At 54.5% G+C, this 15,024-nt stretch carries 9 protein-coding genes; 6 read left to right on the forward strand and 3 right to left on the reverse strand.

What is annotated here, in order from left to right; genetic code table 11:
* The first annotated feature begins 67 nt into the window (after window positions 1–67).
* The 5 genes from V6093_RS25005 to V6093_RS25025 all read left to right on the forward strand — a co-directional run bounded on the left by V6093_RS25005 (window position 68) and on the right by V6093_RS25025 (window position 11,398).
* The gene (locus V6093_RS25005) at window positions 68–2,506 is read left to right on the forward strand and encodes a hypothetical protein (protein ID WP_265978445.1); all 2,439 of its coding nucleotides are present in this window, start codon (window positions 68–70) and stop codon (window positions 2,504–2,506) included.
* A gap of 2 nt (window positions 2,507–2,508) precedes the next feature.
* Entirely contained in the window at window positions 2,509–5,337 is a 2,829-nt protein-coding gene (locus tag V6093_RS25010) for a hypothetical protein (protein WP_406669656.1), read from the forward strand.
* Between the two features lie 157 nt (window positions 5,338–5,494).
* Entirely contained in the window at window positions 5,495–7,513 is a 2,019-nt protein-coding gene (locus V6093_RS25015; RefSeq protein WP_146175953.1) for a hypothetical protein, read from the forward strand.
* A gap of 239 nt (window positions 7,514–7,752) precedes the next feature.
* A complete protein-coding gene (locus V6093_RS25020) occupies window positions 7,753–9,891 on the forward strand; it encodes an autotransporter outer membrane beta-barrel domain-containing protein (protein WP_223817366.1) in 2,139 nt (712 codons plus the stop codon).
* A gap of 49 nt (window positions 9,892–9,940) precedes the next feature.
* On the forward strand, window positions 9,941–11,398 hold the full coding sequence (locus tag V6093_RS25025; protein ID WP_265978452.1) for a hypothetical protein: 1,458 nt from the start codon (window positions 9,941–9,943) through the stop codon (window positions 11,396–11,398).
* Between the two features lie 12 nt (window positions 11,399–11,410).
* On the opposite strand, the gene V6093_RS25030 is transcribed toward V6093_RS25025, so the two are convergent.
* From V6093_RS25030 to V6093_RS25040, 3 genes are all read right to left on the reverse strand, one after another.
* The gene (locus tag V6093_RS25030) at window positions 11,411–12,139 is read right to left on the reverse strand and encodes a molecular chaperone (RefSeq protein WP_108078205.1); all 729 of its coding nucleotides are present in this window, start codon (window positions 12,137–12,139) and stop codon (window positions 11,411–11,413) included.
* 63 nt (window positions 12,140–12,202) lie between these two features.
* Window positions 12,203–12,736: a fimbrial protein gene (locus V6093_RS25035; RefSeq protein WP_052196244.1), complete on the reverse strand. Its 534-nt coding sequence runs from the start codon at window positions 12,734–12,736 to the stop codon at window positions 12,203–12,205.
* Window positions 12,737–12,898: 162 nt separating this feature from the next.
* Entirely contained in the window at window positions 12,899–13,336 is a 438-nt protein-coding gene (locus V6093_RS25040; RefSeq protein ID WP_052196245.1) for a PA2817 family protein, read from the reverse strand.
* A 142-nt stretch (window positions 13,337–13,478) separates the two neighbouring features.
* Between V6093_RS25040 and V6093_RS25045 the strand changes: the two genes are divergently transcribed.
* Window positions 13,479–14,987, forward strand: a complete 1,509-nt coding sequence (locus tag V6093_RS25045) for a hypothetical protein (protein ID WP_047604509.1) — start codon at window positions 13,479–13,481, stop codon at window positions 14,985–14,987.
* Window positions 14,988–15,024: the final 37 nt, after the last annotated feature.

The raw sequence follows: 15,024 nt of genomic DNA on the forward strand, positions 1-15,024 counted from the left end.
ATGAACGAAGCAGTAAAAAAGTACTGAACATGTGTCTATATTTTCTGAATATATCGAGGAGCTTGATATGCCTAGGCCAACCATGGAAAAGTATATAGCCTGGATGAAGGTGCAGCCGCGTACGTATGACTGGGGCGCGCTGTTGGTTTATGACCGTTTCAAAACCAATAGGCTACTGGCTCAAGAGCATATTGAGAATTTGGAACTCGGACATTTTATGCGCCCGATCGATTTTAGCCGCACGCTCGACGGGTTGACGACGACTGTGAGCGACCTGAAATTTGACAGGCCGGTACTGTCTTTCGTGAACTCCAGCTTGGGTGGCTCCCGGGCCCGATTGAGCATGAATGTAGTGAGTGGTCTTATTGTTCAGTACCGGCGCCCCCCGGGGAGCAGTCAGGATGAACTCGTGGGCTATTCGAATCTGGACCCGCTCACAGCACCCACGGTGCGCATGGACATTTTTCTGAATGAATCCAATGACGGTAAGGTCAACGATCAGGGGCGGGTGACGCTAGACCTTTCCAAAGGCGGAAGCTACAAATTTGAGGTCGCATCGTGGGGAGAGTTGAATGACAGACTGGGTGAGGTAATCTCGGAAAAGTTCCAGGAACTGGATGAAAAAGAAAGGGTATGGGAGCTCAATGTTCTCAAGCCAGTAGAAGGAGAGTTAAGTCCAAGCGCTTTCGAGGTGCGTACACATTCATATGCCAAGGCGCAAGAGATTTTCAATGCGAGTGAGGAAGAAAAAAAAGAAGGCGCTGTTATCGTAGGGGTTGCGTTCGAAGGCCAGACAGGTGGGAATTTCCCAGGCCAGGACGATGCCATGCCGTACCTGTTACCAAGTCCCATTGATGACGCCGAACTCCCGTATACAATGAACTTGATTTACAGTAATAAAATTTGGCTGAAACAATTGTTGCTTGATGTGATTGGGAAGTTCGAAAGACTGCAGAATGTGAAGGTGGATCCTGATCGGTACGGATTTTATACTAATGTTACTGCAGACTTAAATTTTTCTGTTCCTGCGGAAGATGTCAGAAGGACGGAGCATTATGACAAATTCACGGTGCAGCGCTTCAAATGGCCTGATATGAATTTAATGCCGATTTTTGAAATTAAGCATGATGCTGGTGTGCTGACTTATAACACTTCGGCTTTTGCTGAAGGGTCCTTTGTTGTGGAATTTGTACAGCCGGATGGTGTCAAGGTCATGCGCCCAAGCGGGAGAATCACGATAAAAATAGACGGCAGCTTGGAATTAGGTCTGACTAAGGATAGCTCCAGAGAGGGAGACATTGATGTTGTTGTTAGCGGGCCAAATGTGGAGTATAGCATTGAATGTTGGGGCTCCGAATGGAGCTTCTATGATGGCTATGCAAAGATTGCGGCCGAAGACTACGTCATGGTGCCCGTTCGAGCACTATTAGACACATTCGTCAGTCAATTCAAGTCGCTTGCCGATGTTGGCGTTCCATTTAACTTGTTGCGTCTCAATGGCCTGCTGTTCCGTGGCGCGGACGTCGCCACCCCGCGAAGCCTGCAATTTCCTGGCGACCTCTCGCTTCTGGGGGATCTTGCGCCGAAATTGACAACGTTTGCCATCGAACCGCTAGAGACTGTTATCAGTGCCGGCGGCGGTGAGACGGTGACATTAAGCCTCGACCCAAAGCCGGATGGCCCCGTGGATTGGCAAGTCAAACCACTGAAAGACGAATCAGCAGACGCAGGCACAATAGTCGATGGTGTTTATACCCCCCCTCCTGCTGCATCGATTAGCGGTACCCACAAACGTGTGATCGTGACGGCTACGGCCTCCGGCAACACCAGCAGTGCACTGATTACCGTTGTGTCGAACAGTGTCGCCGTCTATCCCTACTTCTTGGTCGCGCAGTTCGACTCCAGCGAACCCACTAGCGGCCCTCCACGCTATGTGTTGGTTGGCGGCGATAGCAAAAACGAACTGACCTGGAGCATGGTCAACGGCAGCAAGGGCATTCAACGCTTGCCAGAAGACAGTGACAGTGATCTGGACATTCCAGAGGGCAAGAATGTTCGAATCTATGTTTCCCCGAAAAGGACGCCGGGGACGCCCGGAGAGTTGGAGGCGCTTGTGCATCTGGACCGGGTGCAAGTTTCAGCTGGCGGGTTGGCACAGTGGATTGATGTCATTGTACCCTGGACGACTGCCACCGCAAAAATCAAGGCCACACAGTTATCTGAAGGGGCGTGGCAGCTTGCGGTTGCGTATGACAGTGCGGAAACCGGTGAAGAAGTGGAGCTCACGCCTGCACAGACCAAATGGGCCGTACTTTTAGGCAAAGGCCAGATTAACCCTGCTACCGGTGTTTATCAACCGGGTCCATCTGAGGGGCCTTATATCATTGTGGCCGGTCGCGAGACGCCTGCAGAACGTCTCGCGCTCTGGAGTTACAGCGTGGTGGTGTTATCCCCCACTGCGAAGCACGCTGCTGCCATTGACACAGCGTTTAAGAAGGAAGCTTAACCATGAGCATCAACTCAAAAGAGGCGTTACTTAAAAAACTTGGTGAGGGTTCCGCTGTTCATGAGTGGGGGGCGATCTTGGCACTTGGGCGTGATACGGTCAATACGCTGCTTGAGGCTAAATTCGTCGAGCGGTTGAGCGAGATGGATTATATCCAGCCTATTACTGAAACCTACTATGCGAATGAAGACAGAACCGAGCGGGTGGCTTTCGAGGCGCTGATGTTCGGCCCGCCAACCCTGTCATTCGAACACGCTTCGGGTAAGAGCAACAGGGTACGTGTGCGCATGGAGTTGATTGCCGGACGCTGCGCGCGCTGGTCGATGTTTCCCGGGGAGGCGAAGTACTTACGTGACAGTCATCAGTTATCACAGGGCCTTGGCTACTGGCTAGCGTTTACAGCCGAACTTGTGGTGATACCCGTCGAGGGCTCGGGTGGCAGGCAATTGCAGTTGGGGCTGGATATGATCAATGCAACAGATCCCAATTGCAGCCTTGGCCGGGGAGCGACTGATCGCATGGGGCGGTTCATGCTGGAGCAGTTGCGACAACAGCCGATATTTGCGCAGCCTTATACGTTCTACACCATGGCTCCAACTGCCCAAGACGTCTTTACGGTTGTCGAGGTTACGCCTATAACTCAAAAGGCCCCGGATGGCGCCGGTACTGGCGGTATGCCTGAAACCGATGGTGCCATACTCCTGCTTATGCAACTACACGGTTCTGCGCAAGGCGGTTATATTCCGGGATCAATGCCCTATCTATTGCCCCGCAAGGTTGACGATATCGCTGAAAATATGGGTACCGCTCTGCTGATAGGCAGGCTGAGGGCACTGATTGGGACAGGGCAAGCTGAGCAATTTTTGTCGCAAATGGTTTTACCGGGTGGGTCGACCTTTGCTGTTGACGATGAGCGCCCACTCCCTCACGACATGATCTGTTTTGGGGAACTTAAACCCAATTCCCGTGGGGCCTGGCTTTCCCCCGCACTCAGCAGCATCGCCGCAGGGGAAGGTGTTGAATTTAAGTCCAATGGCGGTCCGCTGTTTGGCTGGCAGGCGAATGGCTTCAACAGCCCCAGGACTGCAGGCACGATTTCCGAGCAAGGTGTGTACCGCGCAAGGCCGATCGGAGAGTTTGGAAGCACTCAACGTTTGACTGTGGTGACAGCGAAGGTTTCAGAGGAGGCGGATAGTGCAACTCGGGCGGTATTGGTGATCGAAGCTGCGGAGCCGCTGACAATATCGCCGCGCGTGGTTACCTGGTACCCAGACTATGAGGACGTTGTCTTGCGCGTATCTGGAGGTAGCGGCGTCACATGGAAAGCACTTGGTGAAGAAATGGGTGAGCTCATACCCGACCCTGAAGATGCTCGCCAAGCCACGTTCAAGCCCACGCGCCAGAATACTCCCTTCGTACGTTTGCAGCGCATTGAAGTCAGCGATGGCGAGAATACGGGCCATGCCACGATTGTGTTGTTAGGCGTTGGCCACAAATTGGATATCGAGCCGTTGCCTGTACCACGCCTGTTGCCAGATGGCGCCCAGCCGTTCAGCCTGGTGGGTGAGGAAGCGGACAAGTGGCAGCTGTTTGGCCCTGGGCAGATCGACGCTGAGACGGGGGTCTACACGGCGCCCGCGCAAACCAACGAAGAAGTAAGCGTGGTCGTGGGATTTGCGGGGCCATTTGCCGGAGCGGCTGTCGTCGAGCACCGGACGCCGGCACCGGCACCTGCCGAGGCCCTGGCGTTGGAGGAGCGGTGGAAAACACTGAAAGAGTTCAGTTTGAAGCGTAACAACCTGGCTCGAAATCAGGTGTTTGCCAATGGTTTGCAGCAGGTTGGCATAGACATCGTGATTGCTACCCATAGTTTCACAAATTCGGTGGGTGAGGAAGTATGGGACCCGGTCGATGAACTGGAACTGAGAACGCTGGTTCTCACGGACGGAAATAACAATGTCATCCCCTATTTGACAGGGGACGAGACAGGGATTCCAGAGGATAGCAATCAGACCTGGATGGCCAACAAACGGCGTAACAAGACTATCGACTATTACCCCACCACGGGACCCGCAGAAACGCAGCGTGTGTTTGCGGAGCATGAAGGCAGGCGCACGGTCACCGTCTACGTGCACTCACGCGAAGCGGAAACGGCCAATTTTAGGGCAACGTTCCAGGATCATAACCGTGGCTGGCAGAAATCGATGGATATCGACGATATCAAAGGCGAAATTCAGCTGGAAGGTATGCCGCTGCCAGAGAAAAGTTTGAAGTATTTCAACTGGCCAGCGATGGGTAAGCGCGTCGCGAGTCAGGGAGGTGAGGATTACGAAGGCGATCGTTTCAACTACTGGCACTCGACCACCGATTATTGGGAGCTGTCTGGAGAAGGGCTCAGTTTCGTCGATGTCGCGTTCGACTCAACGTCGATGGTCAAGTGGGAGTCGGAACAAATCGAAGAGACTTTTGGCAGCTACACCGGGATCGCCTTCAAACCACGGCGACCAGATGAAGAGACGGACGTGCCGTCAGGCGTGAATTATCAAGCTGAACTACAACTGTTGGTCAATGAGCCGGAAGTCAAAATTACCGGGCTTGAATATGGTTTCCACGGTCAGGAGGAGCCTACGGCTGGCGCGATACTGGTCACACTGGATCGTAGTTCGGGGTTGACGTTCTGGGACGACTATAGAGACACTTCATACCGAAAGGTGCTGACGAATCCCATAAAATTCACAGTTACCGATAATTACGGGAACAAGCACAAGCTCAGGCTGCTGTTTTCCGGTGAGCTGAACCCTCGCAATTATCTAGAGCTCAAGCTGCAATAATTTTTGTAGTGAAGGGGTTGTGCTGCAGCCCCTTATTATTGGGCGAAATATATTAGCGTGTTGCGCTACCTGGTAAAAATGCCAGTTGTCATGCTGGGGCGTATCGCTTTAAATCAGCCCGCGTCGTCTGTTTTGTCCTCGTATAGAGAGAGAAAATATGAGTGCTCCCCGTCAAAATAAAACTGCATCCGAACGTGTTCGCCAGGCTTATCGACGCTTGATCACGGCCTGGCGAACGCGCCGTTCACTTGAACCTGATCCAGGTTTGGACGATCTACAGATCGCCGCTGAAATGTTAGCTGGAGATACCGGCCTGGTGTACAGCCGCTACTTGAAAGACGATACGCTCGCTTTTGTTTTGAGTGTGCCGGCCTGGTCTTTTTCCGACAGGGACGAGCTGCGCATCGAGCACTCACGCGATGGGGTGGTCTGGACCACGCTCCATCAGGAGATCGTAGAGTATTTCGACAAACCAATTGATAACCCTCACCCGGTCCAGCTGGATAAAGGCAGTGACCAAATGACGTTGGAGGGTATCCATTATTTCAGGAGCTGGGTCCAGAACCCCAATCCGGATACTTCGGTCTCTAAACCGCTGGCACTGATTTTTGATCGTTTCCCCCCCTACAATCATATTTCCCCCCCCAAGTTCCCCAGCATTCCTGTAGTGACTGATGAATCTTTGGGTGCCGCCAGCGACAAGGCCGTTCTGACGTTGCCAAGCTATCCAGATTGGGCAGAAGGCGATAAGGTCTTTGTATACTGGATGAACCGCCTCCCCCTAGATGCTGCAGACTTGGACGAACCCGTTCTCCGTCTGGATACAACCGGAGCTGATCAGCAGCTGGAGATTGCTGGAGCGGACATTCGCAGAGTGGGCGACGGTGGCGTGTTCGTGGTCTACTTGCTGATAGACAAGGCTGGCAACGTCAGTGAAATCTCTATTTACACCAGTATCGCAGTGGCACTTGGCCAGCTGCCCACTGTTTTTGACCCTCCTGTTGTGCCGCTTGCCACGGTAGACGACGCGTTCCTGATCGACCAGGCTGACGCCAACGAGGGCGTTGAAGTTTGGGTCCCGGTTTACGAGGGCAAGAAGGCCAGCGATTTCGTTGAGGTGAAATGGGGTGGCACACCTTTGCAGCGTGAAACGGTCGGCTCTGCTCCGGATGATTTTATTCGGGTTAGGGTACCCCACGAGGTAATGCTGAAGGAATACGGCAGTGGCTCAGGCCAAGTGCCAACCAAGGTCAGCTATACACTGCTGCGTGGCAGCCACCCGATGGGAGGCGCTGATATTGATATCCAGGTCGATTTCGAAACCATGGATCCGGGCGGTCCCGACCCGACTTGGCCATTGCCGATTCATCCAGATTTGAAAAAGGTCGTTATCACCGGCCGTAACAGCGGCCTAACAGATGAGTTGGATGAGACGGATGCAAAATCCCCAGCGGATCTGGCGTTCGAACTTTACAATTTTGCCGAAGAAGATGATGAGCTGACGTTCTATTGGGTGGATGAGGTAGCGGCGACCCACACGGTAGGAGGTTCCGACAAGTCAGGTGAATCAATTGATCTTGAAGTTCCTTGGGAGGTTATTGAAAAAATTGGCAACCACTCCGCTGTGCCTGTGTACTATGAGGCCAGACGCCCTGGGGTGCACAACCCCGTGCGATCTGCCACTACTTTCGTCAAGGTTGAGGCCATTACCATCACCCCAGTAGCAGCCACGTTCGATCACTTGGTCAAAGGAGTGGTCACCTGCACCAGCATCCAGGCAACGGGAGGTGATCCTAAAGGGCCCGCAGTCGAGGTGTTGATCCCAAACCTCACTGAGTATCAGCAACATGGTGAGTTTACGAAAGTTGATCTCACATGGTGGGTCTATCGCGGGCGCACCGATGAACAAGGTTACGAAGAAATTGACAACGTCAGGTTTGAGGAGCAGATCACATTGGATGCTGAGCATCCGATTACTGGTTTTACCTGGCGCATACCTTTTGATAAATATGTTCTTCCTACTGATGAGGGCTCTAAAGATCCTCTCTACATGAGCTCCAGGGCAAACGTAACCTACGCCCTGAAGATGGCAAAGGGGGATGTCCTTTCCGAAGTCGCCAAGGTTAGGCTTTCTTTCATTCCCCCTTCAGGCACTTGCAATCCTTACGGCTCTTAGGCCTCGGCGCGAGCCGATACTGCACGGGTGGCCTCTGTGCAGTGTCGGTTTATTCCCTGTCACTTGTAGGATTATTCCTATATGAGCGAGGTTTTCGTCCTTGTAGCGTGACTGCTACCGGTGCTGACTTGCGCATTTTCCTAATCGCCAAGGTGGTGCCTGAACCTGAATAGCATGAGAGTTTTGATATGAGCAGCACGTTATTTCAGCGAAAATTTTGCCGTGGCTTGGTGTATTGCGTGACGGCATTGCCTGTGGGTATGTACGCTGGTGATCTTTTGGCCGCCCAGGCCATTATCGAGCGTGATACGGTTATCGATGGTTCCAATCCCTTGGTCGGTTATCAGGTTTTGAATGGCGCCACTTTGACAGCCAATGGTGCGACCACCGAGCAGATTTTCCTGCGCGAGGGGGGAGCACTGGAATTCAACGGCAGTTCAATCATTGCAACGGACGATGGCGTGCTGACGGAGGGTGGCGCGCAGGCCATCATCAATGGCAGCAGCATTGCCAGTGAGGGTCGTGGCGTCGTTGTTGCCCGTAGCAGTGTGGGCGGTTCGGCTGTCTGGCTAAGCGGGAGCACCGTGACTGGCAAGGATGGCGGTGCCGCTGTTGCCAGCACTTCCGAGTTGCACCTCAACGGCAGCAAGGTACAGGGCACAGGCCCGGGCAGTGCCGGCGTGCGGATGGTCAATGGCTGGCTGGAGGCAAAAGGCAGCCAGATCATCGGTGCGCAAGAGGGGATTCTGGTCAGTGGCGATGGCACTGTGGGTGAGGCCAGGGTTGAGCTGGACGGTTCGCAAGTCGTTGGGCAGGACGGCGCGGCCATGGTGGTAGCGGGTGGACGACAAGGGCCGGCAGCGGCAAAAATAACGGTCAGCAATGGGTCGCAATTAAGTGGCAGCAATGGAAACCTGCTTGAGGTGCGTAACCAGTCCAATGCCGAACTGACCGTCGAGAATAGTCATCTGGAGGGGAATATCTGGGCTGAGCAAGGCTCCAGCGCTGCCGTTATGCTGGACAAGCAAGCCACGCTCACTGGGCAGTTGGAAAATGTCGGTAAATTGACCATCGGCAATCAATCGCGCTGGATCATGGTCGCCGATGCCAGCGTGGGTGATCTGGCCCTCGATGGCGGTACGGTGGAGTTTGGCCAGCCCACCGACTACCACCGCCTGACGCTGGATAGCTTGTCGGGCAGCGGCGCTTTCGTCATGCATGCAGACTTCACCAGCGGACAAACCGATTTTCTTGATATCACGGGCAATGCCAGTGGCAATCACGATTTGTTGATTGGCAGTAGCGGTGCAGAGCCACAGGAGGAAGGCAACCTTCAGGTGGTGCACACAGGCGGTGGTGACGCTTCGTTCTCGTTGGTCAACGGCACAGTGGACCTGGGGGCCTTTTCCTATGAGCTCGTTCAGCGCGGCAACGACTGGTACCTGGATGGCTCGCGCAAGATCATCAGCCCCGGCACAAGTTCTGTAATGGCGTTGTTCAATGCAGCACCCACTGTATGGTACGGCGAGCTGACATCTTTGCGCAGCCGCATGGGAGAACTGCGGCTGGACAATGGCAAGGCAGGTGGCTGGATGCGTACTTATGGCAACAAGTACGACGTGGCCGCCAGTTCCGGCGTTGCCTACAAGCAAACTCAGCAGGGGTTTTCCCTGGGGGCGGACGCGCCGCTGCCGGTGGGGGACGGTCAGTGGTTGCTCGGTATATTGGCCGGTCATAGCCGTTCGGACCTGGACCTCGGTGGTGGCACCAGTGGCGATATCGACAGCTACTACCTGGGGCTTTACACCACCTGGCTCGATCGAAGCAGTGGCTACTACTTCGATGGCGTTATGAAACTCAACCGCTTCGATAATGATTCGAAAGTTGCGATGAGTGACGGCACCCGGGCCAAGGGGCACTACAGCAGCCAGGGTTTCGGCATGTCGGCCGAGTTTGGGCGGCATATCGAACTGGAGCAAGGGTATTTCATCGAGCCGTTTACCCAATGGTCCACGGCGTATTTCCAAGGCAAGGATTACCACCTGGATAATGGCCTGCAGGCTGAGGGTGACGCCGTGGCCTCCGTGCTTGGCAAGGCAGGGGCGACCTTTGGCCGTAATTTTGAGGGGAAGAACGGTCGTGTCATCCAGCCATATCTGCGTGCAGCCTACGTTCATGAGTTCATCGACAATAACGATGTGAATGTCAACCGGAACCGTTTTTCCAATGATCTTTCGGGTTCGCGGCTGGAGCTGGGGGCAGGCCTGGCGGTAGCGGTGGCCGAGCGACTGCAAATGCATGTCGACCTTGATCACAGCCGTGGTGAGCACGTTGACCAGCCTTGGGGTGTGAACCTGGGTATGCGCTACAACTGGTAAGCGCTGATCGAGGAGGCCACTTGGCCTCCATTCAAGGAGAGCGAGACAAATGAGTTCCATGCCACCAGGCGACCCTGGATTGCTGCTGCCTGCAGAGGTGCCGGCGCTGCTCGAAGATATTCCAGGCGGCGATCACAACCTTTTACCCGTCGTTGCAACGGAGCAAGCTTTAGCCGTAGTGGTACCCATGTGGCCTGTCTCCTATCCTCAACCCGGTGAGCCGGATGTCCTCCAGCTTTTCTGGAATGATGACGTTGTGGCCGAAAAAAGCTGGGAGTCTGAGGTGCCACCTAAGGACTTGATTTTTAGCGTTCCAGTGGAAAAACTCGTGAGCGGAGCCCATGAACTGCGTTATGAGGTGACGGGAACCGGTGGCATGAGCCCCTCCGAGGTCCTGGAGTTGTTGATTGACCTCGCTCCGCCCGCATTGGGCGGGGAGCGGGGCATGCTGACGATAGTGGAGGACGCGGATGAAATCGAGCGCGACGGCTTGACGGAGCGCTATCTGAGAAACCATGGCCAGCGCCTGCGAACCGAGGTGCCGCGGTACACGACGCCCGTGGCGGGTGACACGATTATCTACTACTGGGATGACGAGTCTTTAGACGAGAACGAGGTTGATCGATACGAAGTGGGCTACGAAGACATTTCTGGCCCGTTTTACATCGACTTTGAAAGTGAAATGATTCTTCAGCGCGGCGACGGTAATCGCTACCTGCACTATGCGATCAAGGATCGAGCAGGCAACCTCAGCGCGTTTTCCAAACCCTTGAAGGTGGCCGTATCGGCAGGTGCGCGAACCTTTCCGCTACCGGACATTGAGCAGGTCGAGGGAACGGGGGGGCAGTTGCGCCTTGCGCTGAATGACCTGGAGCTGCCGCTGCTGGTGGTGGTGCCGGCTGACGCTTTGGTTTATCCGGATGAAGCGCTGCGAGTCGAATGGGGGGAGCCCGGTGATCCTGGCTATTTCTCCGCGACGACTGGCTATGAGGGGCAAGAGCGAGCGTTTGAGATTCCGGTGCAGAAAATCGCGGCGCAGAGCGGAATCACCACCAAGGTGAAGTTCGTGGCGTCTGGCGACAAGCGTCATGATTATCCGTCGCCAGCGGTCGATCTGTTCATATCACCGCTGAGCAAGAATTTGCCCAGGGTTCAGCTAGATGGCGTCGCCAGCAACAATTTGAGCCTGTCAAAGGCGCCAGACCGTATTCCCGTAACGCTGGGTACCTGGCCGTTGATGGCTGACGGGCAGTTCGTCGACATCTGGGTCACTGGGGCGTTGAACAATGGCGGGGATGCAGAGCCATTCCAGGTGCTGAAAGACTATGAAGTCAAGCCTGCTGATCTGATTGGAGGCATAGGTCAGGCTGACGATGTGGTCGTATTAAAGTCCTACCTGCAGACGCTGGAGCTCGACGTTCGGTTCACCCTGCACGTTCAGGTCAGATTTGCCGCGCAGGGCGTTCCGGTGAACTTCCCGCTCTTGAGCCCAACACTGATACCGTGAGCCGCAGTACCCTCACAGCCCGGATACGGGGGCTGTGATCTCTTTGGTTGTGCCGCCATAATCGCTGATTGTGGTAAAAAATACCTGCATGCCTGGCGCTGGAACTGGCGTTGGCAGGGCATAGGCCTGTGTACCCCCTGGGGCAACCATCTCCCGGGCCTCGACGCTTTCACGCGCAGTGAGCTGGCCTACTTGAACGCGCTGGAAGGTGTAATGGTAGGGCGAAGGGTTGTGCACTAACAGTTTTGCTTTGCCGTTGGTGTGTTGCACGGACCACTGCAAGCTCTTCAAGGCTTCTTCCGGAGAACCTTGCAGCCCGGCTGGGCGATAGAACAGTTTGATCCGGGTACGCATTGCAATGGTCAGCGTGTTCGATGGTTCGTCATCTGCTTGAGGGATTTCCTGCACGTTGAAGTAGAACAGTGATTCCCGATCCTTTGGCAGGTCATTGGGGAGGCGATTGATCTGTACGGTTTGTTCGTTGCCAGGATCCAGCCTGAACAGGGCAGGCGTGGCGATCAGTGGCACAGCGGTGGTGCTGTCGTCCGTTTCCGTGTTGACCCAGGTCTGGGCCGCAAAAGTGTGAGTGCTGGGGTTGGCAACGATGATCGAACTGCTTTGTTTGTCGCTGCCGTGGATGATGCGTGTAGCGCTGAGGGTGAGTGATGCTTGGGCAGCCGACATGAAGCCGCTTGTAGCGGCGGCAACCAACAGCAGGTTGCGCAGAAATGAGGTAGGCATAAGTGGGTGTTCTGTAGATGGCCGCCAGCAAGCGCAGCGGTCTGCACTTGCTGGGTGCCGGTGTCAAGGAATGGCAACCACGAAGTTGACGCTTGTCCAGATACGCCCTTCGGTCACGGGGTGTGCAATGGTGTGTAGCCGTGCGGAGAAGTTCATGTCCTCTCTTTCTACGTTCTGGTATTCAACGGAGTCTGTACCCGGGGGGATCTGAGTGCCGTTCTTGTCGTAGATAGCCAGCGCTAAGCCAGCGCTGTAGCCGCGGCCGCTTTGCAGGCTATACAGCGTGCCAGAAGGGTCGGTGCCATAGTTGGCATTAAACTTCACGGTTGCCGTGGAGTCTGCCCCAAGGCCGCAGATACTGTTGTCAATCCGCAGGGCGAACTTTTCGAGCTGAGTTTTGTCGCCTACCCCCGTGAAATCCTTGATTCTGAAGTTACCCATGGAGATCTTCGGCAGTGCACCAGCGCCAGGTGTCACAACGTCGATCGGGCAGGTGCCGCCGGTACTCACGGAGCCTTCGAATTCGATGACGCCAGTGTTGGCCATGGCAGAGCTGCAGCTCAGGCCCAAGGCGAACAGTGTAAGGATACGTTTCATTAATTTTGCGATCCGGTAGGTGGTTGTCGGTGTATGCCGATCCGGCATCCCGTAGAGGGAGGCTGAATCGGTACTGTGCAAGCCTACGGAGATCGCAAAAGGTAATCTGTAGGAGAATTCTTTTTGATGTGTGGAGAGCGCGACGCCTGCCGAAATGGATGGTCAGTGGCTATGGCCTGAAGCAGCCAGCAACTGCTTCTGCTGATGCCAGTCGAAGGGTTCGCCATTCTGCTCGGCTTCATAGCGGCGCTCTTCCAGCTGCTGATACAGGTTCAACTCTTCATCGGGCATGAAGTGCAGGCAGTCGCCGCCAAAGAACCAGAGCAGGTCGCGTGGCACCAAGTGGGCGATTTGCGGGTAGCGCTGGATCACCTGGCAAAGCAGATCTTGCCCCAAGTATTGGCTATGTAGCGGGTCCTGCGGCAGCAGGCTTAACAGTTCGTCGAAGCGCTCCAGAAACAAGGCATGGCTTTCCTCGGGTACTTGCTCGGCGTTTTCGAGAGCGACCAGGATGGTGCGCAGGTGTTCTAGTAGCTGAAGGTTGTAACGCTGGTAGGGGGTGGTCACGGGTTGATCCTGATGCAGGGGTGATGAAGGCATTGTACCTCGTTGCAGAGCATCCAGCTGAATCGAGCGCCGTACTGACATTTTTGCCAGTAGCGTCGAGCGGGCGGCTGGGTCAACCTTACGAAACCCATAGCGATGATCTGGTTTGGTGTTTCGATCTCGAGGAGCAACCCATATGTCGAGTAAATTATCAACAGAGCTTCCGATTGCTGGCATTACAATAAAGCTTGGACTGCTTGGATCCTGCTGGCAGGCGCGCTACCCCGAATTGTCCGACGAACCTGGAGAGTTGATTGTTCTAGACAGGGAGTCAGCAGGGAATACCCGAAAAATCAAACACATTCGGATGGGGTTACCAAAGCTCGAATATACTGTTTCGAATGCCACACTGTACCTGACCCTTAGGCAGCGAGCGTTACATGAACAGGAGGTTGTTCTGCTTACCGAACAAGGTTCGGATAGCCCTTGGGTGAGTAGCATTCGAAAGATGAATCTGCCCCTCGACAGGGTGTTGGCTATCGAAATTTCTTTTGTCGATGGTGGCGAGCGGCATAAATTTATTTACAAGTCGCTGCCGAGCCGGGAGCTTACGGTTGTGTGGGAAGGGGATGTCGAATATAGCTACGGCGGCAACGATACTGACAAACGGCTATTGGCAAAACACTATGATGGTAGAAAAGCGGTCGTTCTCTATACGTTACCGGTTCCGATTAATCCACTGCTGCGCGATTTGATGGTCGTGCCAATAATCTCCAAAGCCGACCAGATGCTCTACCATCTATTTTCACCCTTATTTTCAATCCCGGATCCGGACCCGTTAGCGTCACCATTGAACGGCATAGCTGAAAGTGATTTCTGGATGAGCACTGTAGCGCTGGTATTTCCGGAGAACATGTTGAATAAGCCGCCATTGGACGTTGCCTGGTTGCCTTCGTTAATGGTTCCGCCAGGAACCGTAACATACGATCCCTCGCAAGACACACCTACCGGAAGGGTCGCTTTTGCTTTTGGCTACCGTCGGACCAGCAATGCGCAGACAGCGCCGCAGGTGGGCAATGCCCCAGGTGCCCTCACTGTCAGCCCTCTGATCAGCGTTGTTGGTGCCGGCTATGGCAAACAGCCGCTTGAGATCTCTCGCTCTGGCACTGCCGAGGTCAAGTTCATAGGTGAGCATAGAGGCGGGCTTCATCAAGAAAATGGCACTCATTATTATGTGCCTCCTGCGAACCAACTGTCACCCATTGACTATGAGGAAGACTGCAAGACCCTCCAGGCGCCGGCGATACTGGAGGCACTGCGCGATTGGGCGAGTACGGATTTAATTCAGGTAACTGTAAATAATGAGAGCGCCGTGTCAACCTTTGTCACGCTCTATGCTCCACAAACTCACTATTTGAAATTTGCACTGGAAGGGAATGCGCTGAAACTTAAGCTCTGGTATTTCGATACTGAGGTTGGGAAGGAGGTGCCAGTGACTGACGATAATACTGAGTGGAAGATCATCGCTGGAAATGGATCAGTTTCCAGGTCGGGTGTATTTACTCAAGGGCCTGAAGCGCCTACGCCATTCACCGTAATTGCTGGGCGCGATCGGGGCAGTTCCAGGCTTCTTTACTGGGCGGTCACAGTCATACCGGTCCCCTTGTATACCCCGCCGCAGTTTGTAGCATTATTCGAAAGCTGATGTGCGCTTTCACTGCGGTGCCAGGACGCATCCGCGC

It is taken from the genome of Pseudomonas putida group bacterium ESBL64 (assembly GCF_045277175.1).
In the GTDB taxonomy this organism is placed as follows: Bacteria; Pseudomonadota; Gammaproteobacteria; order Pseudomonadales; family Pseudomonadaceae; genus Aquipseudomonas; species Aquipseudomonas alloputida.

Coding starts and splice junctions, on each gene's coding strand:
- V6093_RS25025 (WP_265978452.1), top strand. CDS start 9,941: ATGAGTTCCATGCCACCAGGCGACCCTGGATTGCTGCTGCCTGCAGAG.
- V6093_RS25045 (WP_047604509.1), top strand. CDS start 13,479: ATGTCGAGTAAATTATCAACAGAGCTTCCGATTGCTGGCATTACAATA.
- V6093_RS25035 (WP_052196244.1), bottom strand. CDS start 12,736: ATGAAACGTATCCTTACACTGTTCGCCTTGGGCCTGAGCTGCAGCTCT.
- V6093_RS25010 (WP_406669656.1), top strand. CDS start 2,509: ATGAGCATCAACTCAAAAGAGGCGTTACTTAAAAAACTTGGTGAGGGT.
- V6093_RS25015 (WP_146175953.1), top strand. CDS start 5,495: ATGAGTGCTCCCCGTCAAAATAAAACTGCATCCGAACGTGTTCGCCAG.
- V6093_RS25030 (WP_108078205.1), bottom strand. CDS start 12,139: ATGCCTACCTCATTTCTGCGCAACCTGCTGTTGGTTGCCGCCGCTACA.
- V6093_RS25040 (WP_052196245.1), bottom strand. CDS start 13,336: ATGCCTTCATCACCCCTGCATCAGGATCAACCCGTGACCACCCCCTAC.
- V6093_RS25005 (WP_265978445.1), top strand. CDS start 68: ATGCCTAGGCCAACCATGGAAAAGTATATAGCCTGGATGAAGGTGCAG.